The 15,400-nt window shown below is 46.2% G+C and carries 7 protein-coding genes and 2 pseudogenes; 2 read left to right on the forward strand and 7 right to left on the reverse strand.

What is annotated here, in order from left to right:
* Positions 1 to 63: 63 nt before the first annotated feature.
* Positions 64 to 2,931, reverse strand: coding sequence for an excinuclease ABC subunit UvrA (gene uvrA, locus J2T20_RS00305; RefSeq protein WP_307584479.1), 2,868 nt, complete (start codon positions 2,929 to 2,931; stop codon positions 64 to 66).
* Positions 2,932 to 2,958: 27 nt separating this feature from the next.
* Positions 2,959 to 3,873, reverse strand: coding sequence for a nucleotidyltransferase (locus J2T20_RS00310; protein ID WP_307584480.1), 915 nt, complete (start codon positions 3,871 to 3,873; stop codon positions 2,959 to 2,961).
* Positions 3,874 to 3,998: 125 nt separating this feature from the next.
* On the opposite strand from J2T20_RS00310, the gene J2T20_RS00315 reads away from it, so the two are divergent.
* Positions 3,999 to 4,889 (forward strand): effector binding domain-containing protein, encoded by an 891-nt coding sequence (locus tag J2T20_RS00315; protein WP_307584482.1) that lies wholly within the window; start codon positions 3,999 to 4,001, stop codon positions 4,887 to 4,889.
* 371 nt (positions 4,890 to 5,260) lie between these two features.
* Positions 5,261 to 6,585, forward strand: a pseudogene (locus tag J2T20_RS25900) (transposase); the annotation flags it as partial.
* A 128-nt stretch (positions 6,586 to 6,713) separates the two neighbouring features.
* On the opposite strand, the gene nasC reads toward J2T20_RS25900, so the two are convergent.
* From nasC to nirB (J2T20_RS00355), 5 genes and pseudogenes are all read right to left on the reverse strand, one after another.
* Positions 6,714 to 8,855 carry an assimilatory nitrate reductase catalytic subunit NasC gene (gene nasC, locus J2T20_RS00335; protein WP_373457735.1) on the reverse strand — a complete coding sequence of 714 codons (2,142 nt, stop codon included), beginning with the start codon at positions 8,853 to 8,855 and terminating at the stop codon, positions 6,714 to 6,716.
* 4 nt (positions 8,856 to 8,859) lie between these two features.
* Complete coding sequence (gene nirB, locus J2T20_RS00340; protein WP_307584489.1) at positions 8,860 to 11,226, reverse strand: nitrite reductase large subunit NirB; 2,367 nt, start codon at positions 11,224 to 11,226, stop codon at positions 8,860 to 8,862.
* Between the two features lie 87 nt (positions 11,227 to 11,313).
* Entirely contained in the window at positions 11,314 to 12,492 is a 1,179-nt protein-coding gene (locus tag J2T20_RS00345) for an MFS transporter (RefSeq protein ID WP_307585078.1), read from the reverse strand.
* A gap of 32 nt (positions 12,493 to 12,524) precedes the next feature.
* Entirely contained in the window at positions 12,525 to 12,851 is a 327-nt protein-coding gene (gene nirD / locus J2T20_RS00350) for a nitrite reductase small subunit NirD (protein WP_307584490.1), read from the reverse strand.
* Positions 12,832 to 14,316 (reverse strand): annotated as a pseudogene (nirB, locus tag J2T20_RS00355) (nitrite reductase large subunit NirB); the annotation flags it as partial. The gene nirD and the pseudogene nirB (J2T20_RS00355), both read right to left, overlap by 20 nt.
* Between the last annotated feature and the right edge of the window lie 1,084 nt (positions 14,317 to 15,400).

Here is a 15,400-nt window from a genome sequence, read left to right on the forward strand (position 1 = left end):
ATTTCTGCCGTTTTTTTAAGATGGACTCTCAGGACTATCTGTTCGAATTCCAGAGTTCATCGTTTATAGAACCGTACGCAGAAACCTACCGGTATGGGATGCTTCCACTTTGGCAATCTGCTCCGGTGTTCCTTCGGCAACGACGTACCCGCCCTGATGGCCGCCTTCCGGTCCCATGTCGATAATATAATCGGCGGACTTCATGATATCCAGGTGATGCTCGACGACGATGACAGTATGCCCTTTATCCACCAGCTTGTTAAGTGAAAGCAGTAGCTTTTGGATATCAGATAGATGCAGTCCCGTAGTTGGCTCATCAAGGATATACAGGTTGTGAGCTCCCTTCTTTATCTTGGACAGCTCATAGGCAAGCTTCACTCTTTGCGCCTCTCCACCAGACAGCGTGGTCGAGCTTTGACCTAACCGCATATAGCCGAGTCCCAGTTCATCCATAATCTCAAGTTTATGCTTAAGGTACTTGTGGTGACTGAAGAAATCACCGGCTTCTTCCACCGTCATTTCCAGCACCTCAGCGATGCTTCTCCCCTGAACTTTAATTTCAAGGCCTTCTTCTGAGAACCGCATCCCTTTACACACGGGACATAGGGATTCGATATCCGCCATAAACTGCAGGTTGGTCACGATGACCCCATCTCCTGCACATTGTTCACAGCGTGTACCTCCCGCGTGGGTTAAGCTGAAATCAATGGCTTGGTAACCCCGGTCGATCGCCTCCGGCTGCATGGCAAACAGGTTGCGGATTTTATCATAGAGCCCAATGTAGGTTGCCGGATTAGATTTACTATTCCTTCCGATCGGTGCCTGATCGATATTAATGACATTGTTCAGCAGACCTGCACCAAAGAGAAAATCATGTTCCCCGGCAACAATCCGGGCGGAAGTCATGTTAATTTTCAACTGTTTAAAGAGGATTTCGTTAATCAATGAGCTTTTTCCTGAACCGGATACCCCGGTAATACAGAGAAACACTCCTAATGGAATATCCAGATCCACGTTCTTTAGGTTGTTCTCCCTAGCTCCCTGAACGCTTAAAAAGTCATCCCCCAAATTCCTCCGCTTCTTAGGAACAGGAATTTGAGCTTTCCCGGATAAATATTGACCCGTAACGGATTCGGACTCATTCATAATATCTTCTAAACTACCACATGCAACAATATTGCCCCCGTGAATACCCGGACCCGGACCGATTTCAATAATATGATCAGCGCACCGGATCGTATCCATATCATGCTCAACGACGATCACGGTATTGCCGATATCACGGAGCTTCTTCATCGTATCAATAACCCTGCTTGAATCCCGGGGATGAAGTCCTATACTCGGTTCATCCATGACGTACAACATCCCCATCAACTCACTGCTGATCTGGGTGGACATTTTGATTCGCTGCATCTCGCCGCCCGATATACTATCACTCCTACGACATAGACTAATATAATGAAGTCCGATATCAATTAAAAGGGAAATTCTCGTCTGAATCTCTTGAATGATGGAGAAAGCTACATCCTGAATTTCTTCTTTGAAAGACAAGGATGCAAGCGAATCAAGCAGCTCAGGCAGCTGTTTTCTGCATAGCTGGTCTATATTCTCCCCTCCCAATGTAACCTGGAGCCTTTGCTTCTTGAGTCTTGCTCCATTACATTCAGGACAGATTTTCTCGATCATGCAGTCCTTGATAAAAGTTGGTTCGAAAGCTTCTGTAGTGGAGGACTTCCGTATGTAATGTTTGTACCAGCTTTCCATTTCATGAACGAAACCCCAGAACGGCCGATCCCGCCCGATCATCCAGTTCTTCTTGGTTGAATTGGGAGGTTGAAGCATGGGAAGAACCTCGCCTTTTGTTCCGTAAAAAAGAATGTCATGAATAGAATTGGGAAGATCACTAAAGGGGGTTTCCAAGCTGAAATTATACTTTTGGGACAAGCTGTACATTAACACGGAACGGTAGCTATCCTTACCCGAAGGATTGAAGACGGTGCTTTTGAGCGCTCCTTTATTAATGCTTTTCTCTGGTGCAACCACTAGGAAGCTGGGCTCCACCACATAAGACATCCCAACACCCAAGCAGGTATGGCAGGCACTTGCTGGTGAGTTGAATGAGAAATGGAAGGGCTGCATGTCACACAAGAAGAAATGATGCTCCGGGCATCCAAAATCTTGATAGAAAGAAACATCCGTGCCTCCGGCAACCTCAACCTTAATCATAATATCCTCTTCCAGAGCCAGCATTGCTGCTTCTATGGATTTGGTAAGCTGAATATAGGTATTGTTCTTAAGTGTGAAGCGGTCGATGATCATCTCAATGTGGTACTGCTGAGTTTCGTCCAGCTCTCTTTTTTCGGCCAGAGAAAAAGGTTCACCGTCTACGAGCAGGTTCTTATAACCCTTCTCCCGCAGCTGCTGAAAAGTAAAGTTGTAATCCTCCCCGTATATTTTATAGACAGGAGCCCGGAGTTCTACAACCGTCCCGAACGGCAACGATGATATACGTTCGGCGATCTGGGCAGCGGATAGCTGTTTAAGGGAATGGCTGCATTCTGAACATTTGCCTACACCGGCTGTGGAATACAGCAGACGTAAATAATCGTTAATGTCCGTAACCGTGCCTACAGTTGAACGCGGATTATTATTACCTTTTTTCTGCTCGATAGCAATCACAGGGGACAGCCCACGCACATAGTCGACCTTCGCTTTTTTGAGTTGGCTGATACGGCTCTTCGCAAAGGTAGAAATTGAATCTAGAAATCGTCTTTGCCCCTCCCCATAGATAACATCAAATGCCAGTGATGACTTTCCGGAACCGGACACCCCCGTGATGACCGTTAACTTGTCCCGCGGGATTTCAACGGAAATGTTCTTCAGATTATTTTGCTTAGCGCCAGATATCTCGATTGTCGTTCTTATAGACATGATCAAGCTCCTTTCTGCACTCCACATTTATGGAATATACAAATAACCTATTTCTTCAACTGCCGGCTTGCTTTTGGGTGTAATCCGAATCGTCTGAGATACTTTATCTATGACACCATTCTCCACCAAATAGTCCATAATACCAATTAAGCCGTCACTGTGCATGTGAAAATGCTTATTGATTAGCGTAACGGTCTTAATCTCCTGATCGCTCATAAACTCAATGACCGGCTTTGAATAGATAGGAAGATATAGCTGCAGAATCTTTCCAATCCTCTCAATCCCGTTCTCAATTTCCTCCACACTCATATGATGGGACATCGGATCCTGATAAAAGGGGAATATGGCATCTGGATTCAGTATAAGCGTTCTTTGGATGGCTTCTCTGGATATCGCTTCGCCCTGTATGCAGAGTTCCATGTGGGCAACCGTTTCTGCAGCCTTTAATAGAAAATATTGCGCATATAGAAGGTCCTTTCTTACTGTCAGCCATTTTTGAGATTTTTCGCGCAGAAACACAAGCTGATTGGCAATGTGGAGTGCCGTTACTGCAATATCATCGAGGCCCACCTTCTTCAGATCCTCAAAATATTCGATTAAGCTGTCATCTGTGGAATAGACCATGATGCCCTTTGAGAAGTAGGATTGGTCAAAAGACCCGCCGATTGCCCTCTCCAGTCCTCTCTTAAATACGCTACGTACCATTAGATAAACATTGATAAGGATCCCGTCTTCCACGATACAATATGTCGTAGTCGCAAGGGGCTGGTCGCGGATAATCATAGTCATATCAATATCGCTTTTTTCCCAGATCACATCATAAGCCAGACTTCCGCTGATAATAATGGCAATGACATTCGGATCTTTCCTGACCTTATCGATAAAGCTGTCCTGTGCGGCAATATAGCGTGCTTTCAACTCTGCTTGCGTTGTATCATCCATACCCGTCGCTCTCACCCTACCTTCATAATATAAAAGTTAATCATTTTGTCATTGCCGCTTATGGGAAAATTATACTATACTGCAATTGGCAGAACCGGACAAAAATTGCTGTGTTAGGAGCGGATATGGATCTTCATCTCCTGGAAACGATTAACCAAACAACGGAATATATCGAAAGCCATTTGTTAGAGGATTTGAATCTCGACTGTATTTCGGGCCACGTGAATATCTCCAAATTTCATTTACTCCGTATCTGGAAGGGGGCCACTTCTACAGGCCTAATGGAGTATGTCCGCAGAAGGCGCATTACCCAGTCTCTGGGAGATTTAATCCATGAACGAAACAGTATTGAATTCATTTCTTCCAAATACTCCTTCGGCTGCGAACGGACCTATAACAGAGTTTTTAAAGAAGAATTCAACATCAGTCCGACCAGATGGCGGCGCAATCCCACTCCTCTGCAAATCCTGGACCGATTTAATGCAGATTTCTTGCACCGGTCTGGAGAGGGTCTCGTATTTTTCCGTTCCACCAGTATATTGCCTTCATTTTCAATTGCCGGTCTAGAGTATCGTGTAGATGTGAATGATAACCTGGTGAATCAGACCGCTAACCGGTATGGCGTAGATTTCTTCTATAACTCTCGTCCAAAAATTATCAACCCGGTAGATAAAGACATTTATATCGGGTACACCACCGTTCCGAACCCCTTCCGGGGTTATACGTTATATCAGCCATCTGTACAAATTAATCAGAGCAGCATCATACCGCCGGATATGAATGTAAAGCATATTACGCCTCACAAATATGGTGTTTTTACTTATATGGGCCCCCATCGTCCCGAAGAGCTCACCTCCAAGTCCTTAATCGTCATCTGGAAGCACATCTTCGAAACGTGGATGCCCACCGTTCAATTTGAATTGAAGAATAAATTCAGTTTCGAGCTTATCAATTATGCCAAGTGTAATAAGCGTTATTGCGAGTGCAATCTATACTATCCGATTTCAGAGTTGTAAAGAGTCCGTATGAATACATAACTACAAATTACTCAATAATAAAAAGTGTTACTCCTAATAAGGACATCAATTTGCACAAAAAGGGGCTGTCCCATAAGCCATGAAAAGGCTACTTGGGACGGCCCCGCTGTTTTTGAGTCGGATTGACTTGTGCACTTGGTGTGGACGCTCCACGAACGGACCGTTGCTCCAATCGCTGTGCTCTCCAGATTTTATTTATTTCACTTAGCGGTAAAAATCCGGAGAGCAAGGCGACCGCTACCGCTTTTCCGCAATCAGTCCGTCCTCTCCGCTGCTTTGAGCAGAAAAAGTTTCTACAAACCTTCTAAAATCAAAAAAAAAGAAACCTTTCTTTGGTAAAATGGAAGTGCCGCGACAGCTACCACCCCAAAATGCTCACCAAAGTCATTATCTACGCGTACACCCAGCGAATTTATTCGTCTCGGCAAATCGCCAAAGCGGTACGGGAGAATATTCCCTTCATGTGGCTGGCCGGACGGCAGCGACCCGACTTCCGCACTCTTAGTCGCTTCCGTTCTCAGCGAATGAAGGACGTCCTCGAAACGGTATTTACCGCCGTGCTTCAGTTTTTGGCTGACGAAAAATACGTTTCGCTGGAGCATTACTTTGTGGACTGAACCAAAATCGAGGCGAATGCCAATCGCTACACCTTTGTGTGGGGCAAAGCGGTCAGCAAACACAAATTAAAATTGCAGGAGAAGGTACATGCCCTGTTTGCTAACATCGAGGTGGCAGAGGATGAAGAAGAACGCGAGTACCCCGGAAAAGACCTCCTTGAACTCGGGGAGTCTTCCGAGTGGAGCAGCCAGAAACTCGAACAAGCAGTGCAGAAGCTTGAAGCTCAGCTATTGGTGAAACCCAAAGACAAGCCTCTGAAAAAAGCCGTTCGGAAGCTTCGTAAGGATTTGCTGCCCAGGCAGTTGAAGTACGAGCAGTACCAAATGCTGCTTGGCGACCGGAACAGCTTCAGCAAGACCGACCGGGATGCGACCTTCATGCGGATGAAGGAAGACCACATGCGCAATGGTCAACTCAAACCGGGTTACAATGTACAGATCGGAACCGAAACCAGTTTATTTTGACCTACAGTCTACACCCAAGACCTACAGATACCCGTTGTTTACAGCCGCATCTGGAAAAAGAAGAAATTCAGGCGGTAGTGAAATACGGCAGCTACCATAAAGAAAAGAGCAAAGCATGGAAAGAGAATATCGGAAAGATTGAGAACTGGACATATGACGAAGCCATGGATACGTGGATGTGCCCCGCCGGACAAACGTTGCATTTCCGCAAAGAAAGCAAGGAACTCTTGGAGAGTGGATATGAAATTGGAAGACGTCATTACCGCAGCTCAAGTTGCGACAGTTGCCCGCTGAAGGAACGCTGTACCAAGGCAGCAGGAAATCGGGAAGTGGTTGTCAGTCTGGAACGACTGCGGTACCAGAAACTGGCTCGGGCAATCTTGCAAAGCGAGGAAGGCTACGTTTTGGCCGTACGTCGAATGACAGAACCGGAAAGTGTGTTTGGACAACTGAAGAACAACCGGGGCTTCCGGCGGTTTCTGCTTCGCGGCATGGAAAAAGTGACGCTTGAGGTCGGGTGGCTTTCCCTTGCCCACAATCTACTGAAGCAAGCTGCAAATGACCAAAAACGCAGAACAGCGATCCTCCATTAACAGGAGAATCGCTGCTTTGTTGACCTTTTTCGGTTTTGAAAATCAAGAGGGTCTATCTCTGCTCGTAGAAAATTTACTTATGGGACAGCCCCTTTGGATATTTTCACATCCACTGTTGGTTTCTAAGTCTACATGGATTCCACAAGCGGCCTTGCGTTAACAGCACATACTTTAAAGCCAGGCATTCTACACGTCGGATCCAGCGCTTGATTCGTAATTTTGTTCACATTCTGAATACCGCCCCAATGCATAGGAACAAACACCGTATCCTCGCGAATCTCCCTCGTCAGCCTGCTGCGGACTACGATACTTCCCCGTTTCGATTCCAGCCGTATTAATGAGTCATCCTCGATCAGGTACTTTTGTGCCGTCTTCGGGTGAATTTCCATAAAGGATTCAAAGCTGCGTGCCGCCAGCGTATGACTTCTTCTGGTTTGCACACCTGTCAAATAATGTGAGAGTACGCGACCGGTTGTCAAGTATAGCGGAAACTCGCCGCTTACCTGCTCTTCAGGGAAATGATTATCCACCGCAATCAGTTCTGCCTTACCGCCCGGATGCGCAAACTCCTTCTCGAATAATCGCTTTTCTCCAGGGTGTTCCAGGCTTGGACAAGGCCAATACACCCCTTCATCCCGCCGTAGCCGATCATAGGTGATACCATAATAATCAGCCAGCCCTCCGCGGCTAGCAATACGAAGCTCCTCAAAAATTTGCTCCGTAGCCGTGTAGGAGAAATAAGACTCTCTTCCAAGAGTACCGGCAATACCGCACAATATTTCCCAATCATGCTTCACTTCACCTGTAACAGCCCGACTCGCTTCTCTCAACAAAACACGGCCTTCCAGATTGGTTAATGTGCCTTCATTCTCTAAATAAGAGGAAGTAGGCAAAATTAAATCAGCCATCCGTGCTGTTTCAGAGAGGAACATGTCGGCTACCACAAGGAACTGCAGCTTACTCAGGCCCTCTTCCACAAAGTTGGCATTAGGATTGGACACGAGCGGATTAGAGCCCATAACAAACAGCGCACGAATCTCCTCTTCATGGACTTTCTCCATCATTTCATAGGCGGAGACGCCTTTTCCGGGCAATTCGTCAGGCTTCACACCCCATACCTTTGCGATATAGGCACGATCAACCGGATTTTCAATCGAACGGTATCCCGGAAGCTGATCGGCTTTTTGTCCGTGCTCTCTGCCCCCTTGACCGTTACCTTGGCCAGTAATCGCGCCGTAACCGCAGCCTTCTTTCCCTATCTTTCCGGTAATCAGCACCATATTAAGGAAGTTTCGCACGGCCATATACCCATCCGTCTGCTGCTCCACGCCCCTTGCTGTAAATACCATACCGGTTGCTGCTTTGCCGAATGCTTCTGCGGCTTGGCGAATTTGCGCTAACGGAACGCCTGTAATTTCCGCGATATTGTTCAAGTCAACCGTCGCAAGATGCTCCTTAAGCTCATGAAACCCGTTGGTACGTTCCCCCGCAAACGTTTCGTCCACATAAGCTTCATCCACCAACACTTTCAACATGCCGTTGACTAAAGCGGCGTCCATCCCCGGCTTTACCTTTAAATGCAAATCCGCCATCTCAGTAGTCCCCGTATTTCTAGGATCAATAGCTATGATGAAAGCTCCGTTCTCCTTCGCCCTTGTAAAATAAGGCATGAGCGTCGGCTGGCATTCCGCAATATTTGTTCCCGCCAATAGGATACACTTTGCCATCGGAATTTCGGACAGCTGGTTGGTCAAGCCGCGGTCAATACCGAATGCCTTATTGCCGGCCGACGCAGCCGCGGACATACAAAACCGACCATTGTAATCAATATATTTGGTTTGCAGCGCGACCCGTGCAAATTTCCCAAGCAAATACGCGGATTCATTGGTCAGAGATCCCCCACCATATACGCCAATCGCGTCGTTTCCGAACTGCTGTCTGATTTGAGTGAAATTGGATTGAATCAGCCGGTAGGCTTCCTCCCAGCTGATTCGCACAAATGCTCCATCCACTTTGGCCATAGGATAGGTGAGACGATCGCTGCTGAGGGCATGCTGATAGGCGTTCATCCCTTTGATACACAACCGGCCTTCCGAAGCCGCGTTGGACTTTGGAAGAACGGTATAGGTGTTCCGCTCCTCACCAAGATGCTCCACAACCTGCATTTTACATTGCACACTACAAAAGGGACACTGAGTATCCATAACATGCTCTTGTCCCGCAGAAGCTTCGAATTCCACTTTATTAGTCAGTACCGTAAATGGTTTCATCTGATCACCTTGTCACTGCAGCTGTCGGCTGCTTATTTACTTGCTCTGGCGAATCTAAAAGCGCCTTCTCCATGCGGCTTCCCAATAATTGTAAGAGATACGGATCAAATAATGCTTCCCTGATTTGCAGCAGACCCATCCGTTCTATCCATTGCGACACCCGCTCTGCAAAATGCCCTGTCTCCCTGTAATATTGCAGGAAGGCAGCCACAAGTGTCAGAAGCTCCTCATTCGTTTCGGCCGTATATAATAGTTGACCTGGTTTCACATGCCGTTCGCCGTTGCCGCCTACATACATCTCCCATCCGCCCGGCACACCCACGATTCCAATATCCTTCGTAAGTGATCCTGCACGGTTGTGCGGGCTGGCGGATACCCCAATCTTAATTTCTTGAGGCATTTGCAGCCGCTCCAGCTTCTTCTCCAAGGTAACACCAAGTCCGATGGAGTCCTGCATCGCATCTACGGAATATCTTATACCGCTGCATGTTCCAATCGTACTCACTGTCTTCCCGTATACCGGTCCGCTGATCGGCATATTCAGATCAGACATAACGGCCTTTACGTCCGAAGCAGCAATACCGAGAAGACCAAGCTGTGGTCCTTCCAGCAGCTTCATGAGCGGAATCCCATGTTTCTCAACAATGTCCGCAATTAGCCGCAGCTGTTCCGGGGTTGTTACACCGCCATACATTTTGGGCATAACCGCATAGGTGCCATCGGCCAGAATGCCTATCGGCAATTCCTCATTCACATGTAGCCCTGTTGAGCTATGAACGCCTAAATAATAATGCAGCGCAGGACGGCATATTACACAACCTGTTTCCGTTTGCCAATCCAATGCGGACATGATTTCGGCCGTATCGGCAAAACGGCGGTTCTGAATCTCCAACATAAGCTCATCATGGCTAAAAGTTGTGCAGGCACAGACGGTTTCTTTCTCCACAGACTGATCAAAACCATGAAGGTGAACATAATCCAAGATGCTGCTGACCATCGTTTTGCAACTGCCGCAAGAACTCGATGCTTTCGTGCATTTTTTTACTTCATCGACCGTTTGTAAGCCATGTTCTTGAATGGCCTGCATGATTGTCCCTTTGGTAACCCCGTTGCAAGCGCACACCAATTCCTTATCGGGCATGTTCGCGATTATGTCCCCCGATTCCTGGCCGCGTGCTCCGGCACCATTCATTTCCTTCTCATAAACGGAGATATCCGTCTGCTGCTTGATCATACCCAGAAGCTTCGTACCCTCGCTAATGTCGCCAAACAGAACCGCACCGACAATTTTGTTATCACGTATAACAATTTTCTTGTACGTACTGCGGATACCGTCAATCCATTTCAACGACTTTACGTCATCGCTATCCGTAAATTCACCTGCAGAGAATACGTCCACGCCCGAAACTTTCAGCTGAGTCGCCAGCACCGAACCATGATAGCCTTCATTTTCCACACCGCATAGCGTTTTCGCGAGTACCTTCCCTTGCTCATAGAGCGGTGCCACCAAACCATATACAACACCGCGATGTTCCGCGCATTCTCCTACCGCGTATACATCGGGTACACTCGTCTGCATATAATCGTTAACGACTATAGCGCGGTTTGTTTCGATCTCACCCTCCTTAGCCAACTGTACGTTAGGTCTGACGCCTACTGCCATGACTAACAGATCGGCATCCGTTCTGGAGCCATCTTTGAACTTCAGCTCTGCCACGCGTTTCCGTCCGAGAATCTCTTCCGATTGTTTCTCCAGTAAAAAGCGCATTCCTTGTTTTTCCAGCTCCGTCTGAAGCATTTTGGCAGCCGTTCGGTCAAGTTGTCTTTCCATAATACTGTCAAAAATATGAACGACATCTACCTTCATACCGAGATTCAACAAGCCCCGAGCCGCCTCGAGCCCAAGTAATCCTCCGCCGATAACGACTGCCTTCTCATAGCTTTTGGAGGCTTCCACCATCGTTTCGCAATCGCGAATATCCCGAAAGGCTGTAACACCCTGTTTATTCGCACCCGGCAAAGACAGCATAAACGGCAATGAACCCGTAGCGAAGATAAGCACGTCGTAAACGACGCTCTTCCCAGATTCAGTAACAACCCTCTTACCTTCAACATCTACATTGGTAACCATTTCATTCGTGAACAGTTGGATTTGATTGTCTTCATACCATTGCCAGTCATTGATCGTGATATCTTGAATGGTCGTATCACCCTGAAGCACCTTCGATAACAATATGCGGTTATAGTTGGGATGGGGCTCTTTGCCGAATATAGTAATTTCAAAAGCATCCCGATCGATATTTAGTATTTCTTCGACGCAGCGTACGCCCGCCATACCGTTTCCGATCACAACTAACTTTCTTTTTGCCATCTTTAAACCTCCATTCAAGTGTAAACAGCTGTCACCGCCTCGAGGGAAACTCCGGTAATTCCCACATGAACTGCCGACTCCAGGCGTCTATGCTGTATGCTTCATGTTCTTCTGAATTACTCTTTGCTTGGGCCTCAGGACAGAGTAATTGAGAATCAAACACGCCAAGGCAAATATCACCATCAATACAAATCCCAAATTGTATTCGCCTGTCGTGTCTTTGATGATACCGAGTACAATTGGCGGAAAAAATCCGCCAATGCCTCCTGCAGCACCAACAATCCCTGTAACCGCTCCTGTATTGCCAGAAGATACTTCAGGCACCATTTTGAACACGGCCCCGTTACCTAAACCAAGCAGCAAGGATATGAACAAACAGAAAAAGCTGAAATAGATGAAATGATTAAGCGTTATGGACAAGACAAGCGCAGCAGCTAGTACCCCGAGAAAGACAACCGTTAATACATTCTTACTGCCGTACCGGTCCGCTAAATATCCGCCCATCGGCCGAATTAAAGTAGCGGCCAAAACAAAACCCGCCGTTCTAAGCCCCGCATCGAAAACGCTAAGCTGAAACAGATCTTTAAGAAAAGTCGGCAGATAAACACTGAAAGCAACAAAACCGCCAAAGGTCAGAAAATAAAAAATGGACAAGTGCCAAGTCGCCTTTTCCTTCAACACAGACAGTGATTGTTTCATCGTTTTCGGCTCAGCCGGCTTCGGAGGGTCCTGAGTAAAGTTATAAAACACCACTGCCACAACCGCTATCACAATTGCAAAGCTAAAGAATACCCAAGAAATGCCGTACGTGGTTGATATGGAAGGAATCAGAAAATTCGCTCCGGCGCCGCCTAAATTACCAAGACCGGCAATGCCCAATATAAATCCCTGTCTTTGTGGCGGGTACCATCTGGATACAAAAGTTAAAGAGATGGCAAACGTGGTGCCTGCCATACCGATAAATAAGGCGCAGACCAACATCCAAACATAAGAATCAGCGAATCCTGCTGCAACCATCGGCAGAATCAAGAACAGCATGGTCAAAGTGAACACTTTCCTGCCGCCATAACGGTCGGTTAGAATGCCCATTGGGATCCGCATAATCGATCCGAGCAGAACAGGAGTTGCAATCAGAATGCTCTTCTCAAGTGTACTAAGGTTAAAAAGCTCCTGGATCTGTCCCGCAATGGGCGGAAACACGGACCAGATCATGAATGATACAGTCATCGCGACAGTTGAATATAAAAGTGCTTTTGTTTGATTCATTAGCATTTGTCCGTTTCTCCCCAATTTCCCTCTTAGGATGCTTTATAAGCTTCATCTTCCATATATAGAATTAAATCTCCGCTTTCAGGGTTTGCTTCAACTCGTAAGGAAACCACACAGCCTTCGTCCGGATCTTGTACCTGTCCGTCCTTCAAATCGATTTTCCAATCATGCAGCGGACAAAAAACGTGATGATCGCATACGATTCCTTCAGAAAGCTTGCCGCCTTTATGCGGACATTTATTTTCAATCGCTTTTATTTCACCGTTCGAAAGCTTGAACAATGCAATTTCCACATCTTCGATGAAGATTACCCTTGAACGCTTACTCTCAATATCCGATACCATCAACCACTTCATCACGGCTCAGCGTCGTACAACCGCAAATACCTTCCTTGACAGTCTTCACACCATCCGCGCCAAGCACATAGGTTAGCACATCCGCAACAAGCGGTTTACAGCCGCCGCAGGAAGCGGAAGCTTTCGTGCATGCTTTTATATCATTGACGCTCGTGCACCCTTTTTCATTGATCGCATCCACAATGGTCCTTTTGGAAACACCGTTGCATCCGCAAATAATCTCATCGTCACTCATCGCGGCAACCCTATCAGCGCCGGAAGCGACCGATCCGCCTGAGCCGAGCAGCACTTCAATCTCTTTTCTAGTAACATCATCACCGTTTCGGATCATGGAGAACAACCGAGAGCCATCACTTATATCACCGAACAAGACGGCGCCAAAAACCTTCCCTTGCCGAATGACGACTTTCTTATATACGCCGCCGAATTCATCTTATACACGAACGGCCCGGGTATCGATCTCATCGCTGAACTGTCCCGCCGAGAAAACATCTACACCCGAAACCTTTAGTTTCGTAGAAACGACGAATCCGTGATAGCCATCCGTTTCCGATCCCACTAATCTCTTGGCAAGAACGGCGCCTTGTTCGTATAGAGGTGCGACAATCCCGTAAGCAATTCCGCGGTGCTCCGCGCATTCGCCAACCGAGTAAACCCCTGGAATGTTGGTTTCCATAAAATCGTTAATCATAATGCCTCGATTAATTTCAATTCCGCTTTTCTTAGCCACTGCCACATTAGGCTTAATGCCGACTGCCATGACAACCAGATCGGCGGACTCTTCGGAACCGTCCGTAAATCGAACACCTGTTACCCGCGCTTTTCCTATTACCTTTTCTGTATTTTTACCGAATAGAAATTTCATTCCCTGCTGCTGAAGCTCCCTTTGCAGCATGATTGCTGCCGTATCGTCCAGCTGTCTGTCCATCAGATGCTTGTTGATATGAACGACGGACACTTCCATATTCAAATTCAGGAGTCCCCGTGCTGCCTCTAACCCCAGCAATCCGCCGCCGATAACAACCGCTTTTTTGTGTATTTTGGCAGTTTCCATCATCGTTTCGCAATCTTTAATGTCCCGGAATGCGATGACGCCTTCCTTATTCGCACCTGGGAGGGGAAGCATGAAGGGCAACGAGCCAGTTGCTATAATTAATTCATCGTAAGATGCATGAATGCCGCTCTCGCTACTGACGACTTTGCGTGCGGTGTCTATAGCTTTTACCGTATGCCCTGCGTGGAGGACAATGTTGTTTTCTTTGTACCAATCCTAACTATTGATAACAAAATCATTCATATCCGCATCGCCTGCCAGAACAGACGACAACAAGATTCGATTATAGTTCGGATGAGGTTCACTTCCGAAGATGGTAATGTCATACCGGTTCTGGTCCAGTTTCAAAATCTGCTCGATACAATTCACACCCGCCATACCGTTACCTATCAAAACCAGCTTCTTCTTCATCACATTCACACTTCTAAATAGTTAACATTTTGCAAATTAGACACTCTAGTATATAAATAAGTCCTAAAATTAATGTCATATAAACTAACATGATTATTCCTTTTCACTAACTTACCCCATATAGACGAATAATTCAATATTTATTTGTGAGGTTAATTAACATTTATAAATAAAATAGTGTATAAACTCAATCCGGAATGTATAAACGTTCGTTTTTTCTCGTTTTGTCATCTGCAGCACCCATAGGTAATCCACCAAATAAAAAAAGTCCACGAGGCTTTATCGTGAACTTTTTTTATTTGGTGTACATTTCTTTCGGGTAGTTTTTAAAATAAACAATTGGATTATATAGCTGCCTTAATGGAGCCCTTATTTGCAGAAAAACATAATGTTTCGCCAAGCTTGAGGGCTCAGATGCAACTTTTTACTCAAAATCCCTATCTTTAGGCACGGTTGGAGAAGAATAAGAACTTCCAAAACTAGATAATTTGAGCGATTAACATCAGCACCGTTCAGGTCTGTGATGCTCCTGGTTACTTTTGTTTTATTATGATCTAAGTCATTATTTCGAGTGGTGCAGAGCTTTTGCAAATGATTCATTTCGATTCGTCCGCCCGGTTATCCATAACTACTTTCATATTCAGCTTATCAAACGGGGGATGCATGAATATTTTCCCCAACGAAAAATCGCCCTTCCCTTGTTCGCGTATATTCTCCGCAAATTTGGCAATAGAATTTATATACGGACAATGGGTATAAAACTGATGTGCCATTCAAAGTGGGAGTAAAGATGACCGCTGACTGGCAAGGGAGAGGGTTAAATGGCTCAAAACTGAAATAAATGGTTTCAACGAACTGCTCGGATTACCAGAGTTACAACTTCCTAAAATCGTCTCTATGGATACCCAGGAAGTTCATATATCAAGATCACGATTTAGTTGTCTGCACCAAAATTGGCACTCCAGTCAATCCCCGTAATTTACTCCGATCATTTTACGACCTTATGAAGAAAGCCGAAGTACCCAAAATAGGTTTCATGATTTACGGCATACAGTTGCTACTTTGATGCTTAGCAGTAATATAA

It is taken from the genome of Paenibacillus wynnii, from assembly GCF_030812855.1.
In the GTDB taxonomy this organism is placed as follows: domain Bacteria; phylum Bacillota; class Bacilli; order Paenibacillales; family Paenibacillaceae; genus Paenibacillus_AQ; species Paenibacillus_AQ wynnii_A.

Excerpts from the sequence above, each read along its gene's own strand:
- J2T20_RS00310 (WP_307584480.1), bottom strand. The coding sequence starts at position 3,873 with ATGGATGATACAACGCAAGCAGAGTTGAAAGCACGCTATATTGCCGCA.
- J2T20_RS00315 (WP_307584482.1), top strand. The coding sequence starts at position 3,999 with ATGGATCTTCATCTCCTGGAAACGATTAACCAAACAACGGAATATATC.
- nirD (WP_307584490.1), bottom strand. The coding sequence starts at position 12,851 with ATGAAGTGGTTGATGGTATCGGATATTGAGAGTAAGCGTTCAAGGGTA.
- J2T20_RS00345 (WP_307585078.1), bottom strand. The coding sequence starts at position 12,492 with ATGAATCAAACAAAAGCACTTTTATATTCAACTGTCGCGATGACTGTA.
- uvrA (WP_307584479.1), bottom strand. The coding sequence starts at position 2,931 with ATGTCTATAAGAACGACAATCGAGATATCTGGCGCTAAGCAAAATAAT.
- nasC (WP_373457735.1), bottom strand. The coding sequence starts at position 8,855 with ATGAAACCATTTACGGTACTGACTAATAAAGTGGAATTCGAAGCTTCT.
- nirB (WP_307584489.1), bottom strand. The coding sequence starts at position 11,226 with ATGGCAAAAAGAAAGTTAGTTGTGATCGGAAACGGTATGGCGGGCGTA.